The organism is Xenorhabdus beddingii, from assembly GCF_002127545.1.
In the GTDB taxonomy this organism is placed as follows: Bacteria; Pseudomonadota; Gammaproteobacteria; order Enterobacterales; family Enterobacteriaceae; genus Xenorhabdus; species Xenorhabdus beddingii.
In genome coordinates this window covers 1-2,643 of record NZ_MUBK01000078.1, presented here as the reverse complement: position 1 = coordinate 2,643, position 2,643 = coordinate 1, and the positions used below count along the sequence as shown (strand labels likewise).

General features: G+C 41.8%; 4 protein-coding genes and 1 tRNA gene. 2 read left to right on the top strand and 3 right to left on the bottom strand.

Annotated features, from left to right (window positions below):
- Positions 1 to 118: 118 nt before the first annotated feature.
- Positions 119 to 271, top strand: a complete 153-nt coding sequence (locus Xbed_RS19840; RefSeq protein WP_167371949.1) for a hypothetical protein — start codon at positions 119 to 121, stop codon at positions 269 to 271.
- 356 nt (positions 272 to 627) lie between these two features.
- Here the strand turns inward: Xbed_RS19840 and Xbed_RS18320 are convergent.
- Positions 628 to 702 (bottom strand) — tRNA-Arg (locus Xbed_RS18320).
- A gap of 193 nt (positions 703 to 895) precedes the next feature.
- Between Xbed_RS18320 and Xbed_RS18315 the strand changes: the two genes are divergently transcribed.
- Positions 896 to 2,071, top strand: a complete 1,176-nt coding sequence (locus Xbed_RS18315; protein WP_086114261.1) for a tyrosine-type recombinase/integrase — start codon at positions 896 to 898, stop codon at positions 2,069 to 2,071.
- Here Xbed_RS18315 and Xbed_RS18310 read toward each other — a convergent pair.
- Together Xbed_RS18310 and Xbed_RS18300 are read right to left on the bottom strand one after the other, a co-directional pair.
- Positions 2,049 to 2,237, bottom strand: coding sequence for a helix-turn-helix transcriptional regulator (locus Xbed_RS18310; protein ID WP_086114260.1), 189 nt, complete (start codon positions 2,235 to 2,237; stop codon positions 2,049 to 2,051). The two genes, Xbed_RS18315 and Xbed_RS18310, sit on opposite strands and share 23 nt — an antisense overlap.
- Positions 2,238 to 2,438: 201 nt before the next feature.
- Positions 2,439 to 2,643: hypothetical protein (locus Xbed_RS18300; RefSeq protein WP_208612278.1), on the bottom strand; the 205-nt coding region annotated here is incomplete at its 5' end.

Below are 2,643 nucleotides of genomic sequence, written 5' to 3'. Positions count from 1 at the left end.
ACCCAACGCACACGGATTGGCGGCATTTTTATTTGCGCCGGGTTATCGCCGTCTGCCTGTATGAGCCATGACATGTTTCCTTTCACATCGAGCGTACAGGCAGAAGCAAAAATAACCCATGCCACCGGGTAGAACGGATCATTACCAGCAACATCTCGCTGTAGGCAGAAGACGTGGTGTGACAGCCGGAGAGACGGCCTGTATTGCCATCATCATTCATTCATTGAGTGGTGATCGCCATGCAGAGCAGCAAATTCCGATTATCGGATAATGGATTAACAACAGGCAGAGGTAACCATGACCGGGTTAAATTATGAAGCCATTGGGCGCTGCAAGGTGTTAAGAGGAAAGATAGAAGCACTGAGCGCGCTGAGAAACCAATACTTAGATTCAGCATGCTTTAATTATCGAGCGGTAATCAGTGAAACTTCTGGATATGCACCAATCACATAAGTTTGCTCTTTCCCATCCTTAACGATATCTAAAACACCAAATCTTATTCCCCGTTTTCGACACAAAAAGAAATAAACCTCCTCCATCGGCAAGGCGGTGATGAGTAAAATAAGTGTCAACGTATATCAGGACTAGACAGTGGGTTATATGAGGTGATGCGAGGTTACTTGGTCTTGGCGTCCCCTGCAGGAATCGAACCTACAACTAGCCCTTAGGAGGGGCTCGTTATATCCATTTAACTAAGGGGACATTTTACTGCTTTGTTTCGGGTTGTTTCGAGCTGTTTGTATCTTATCTCTTTCTGCTTGTTTTAATCAAGTTTTTTACCTCTATTTGTTTCATTTTGTTTTTACTTGTCCTTGGTTGTAGTCGGTTCGTTCACTTGCCATTGTGTACAGTTTGAGTACATAATCACGCTTCACATTGTGTACAGGTTATAATTATGGCATTGAGTGACACTAAACTACGTGGTATCCATAACAAGCCCTATAAAGGGAAGGCTGAGTTAACCGATGGCGACGGTTTGAGTGTCAGGGTCACACTGAACGGAACTATAACATTTCAGCACAGATATCGCTGGAATGGCAAGCCTGTTCGTCTGACTGTTGGTCGCTATCCTGAAATGTCATTAAAGGACGCCAGAATAACAGTAGGTGAGATGCGTTCGTTGTACACAAAAGGACTTGATCCAAAAACGTATTTTTCTCGTTCAGAGGGTGAGGCAACCTTAAAAGATTGTCTTGACTACTGGTGGGATAATTACGCGTCAACATTAAAGCCTAATACTCAAATACTTTATAGATCTGTCGTGTACAACACGATGTACACACAATTCTCGTGTACACCAGTTTCTAATATACCAGTATCATCGTGGGTTAAGTTTTTTGACAAGCAGGAAAAATTAAACCCCAAAAAAGCGAGAGTTCTTTTAACTCAAATGCGATCAGTGGTTAACTGGTGTATAGGTAGGCAATTCATCCCATCATGCGAAGTTATGAAACTTGGTGTGAAAAACATAGGTAAAAAACCAGATACAGGCAGTCGAGTTTTGACGTACACGGAACTAGCAAAAATTTGGCTAGCTTTGGAAAATAACAAAATAGTTTCTTCTAACAAGGCATTACATCAATTACTTTTGTTATGGGGGGCGCGCCTTTCTGAGTTGAGACTTGCCACTGCCAGCGAGTTCAATATGGATGATCTGATATGGACGACTCCGGTTGCCCACTCAAAAATGGGTAACGTAATCAGACGACCTATATTTGAGCAGGTGATACCATACATAGAACGACTATTAAGCATGGGAAATGATGTATTGTTTCCTGGACAGGAACTGGATAAATCCATAGACAGATCGTCAGCAAACCTCTATATGAACAAGCTAAGGAAGTCTATCGATATACCCGAATGGCGCACACATGACTTTAGGCGATCGCTGGTGACTAACCTATCAAGTGAAGGAGTTGCGCCCCATGTCACCGAGAAGATGCTGGGGCATGAATTAGGCGGGGTTATGTCCGTGTACAATAAACACGATTGGATTGATGAGCAAAAAGCAGCGTATGAATTATATGCAGATAAAATATTTTGGCACGTCAAGCAGTTAAATTCCGGTTAATTCCGCCATCATCCAACCATTTTTGTATAGCTGAAAGCCTATAACGGGCAGGATAGTTTAAAACAGGCTCAGGAAATCCATATTTTTTTCTGAGCCGATATACTGCTGTTCTTTTCTTTCCTAGCATGTCGAAAACATCTTTTTCTTCAATTAAATCATTACTCATTACTTCATCTCCTTCCTAACAATCCGCACATAATATGCCAGCACTGATTTAGCACTGAATTTCATGTGATTGAGTGGTTTAAATTTGGGTGTATATTTATCGAGAATTGCGGTTACTAATTTGTCGTCATATTTAGGCAGGCTGTTTAACTCATTCAGGCATTCCTTTGCCACCGTCCTTCTTGCGTTCTCGTATGACTGGTTATTCATCGGTTATGATGGTTTTTATGTCCGATTCGGGAAACTCCATTATTTCCAGACCAGAGACAACGCAGTCTGTTATAAAATCCGATAGCATTTGGTCAGAGACTTTTTTGCCGGGATTGGAATGTTTTTCTGCTGCGGTTCTGGATATTTCAATGGTGATTTTTGGTGTGCTCATGCTATTTTCCTCATTTGTTCGTTTC

What these genes read in the sequence shown, in the direction of transcription:
- Xbed_RS19840 (WP_167371949.1), top strand. Translation starts at nt 119, where the DNA reads ATGCCACCGGGTAGAACGGATCATTACCAGCAACATCTCGCTGTAGGC.
- Xbed_RS18315 (WP_086114261.1), top strand. Translation starts at nt 896, where the DNA reads ATGGCATTGAGTGACACTAAACTACGTGGTATCCATAACAAGCCCTAT.
- Xbed_RS18310 (WP_086114260.1), bottom strand. Translation starts at nt 2,237, where the DNA reads ATGAGTAATGATTTAATTGAAGAAAAAGATGTTTTCGACATGCTAGGA.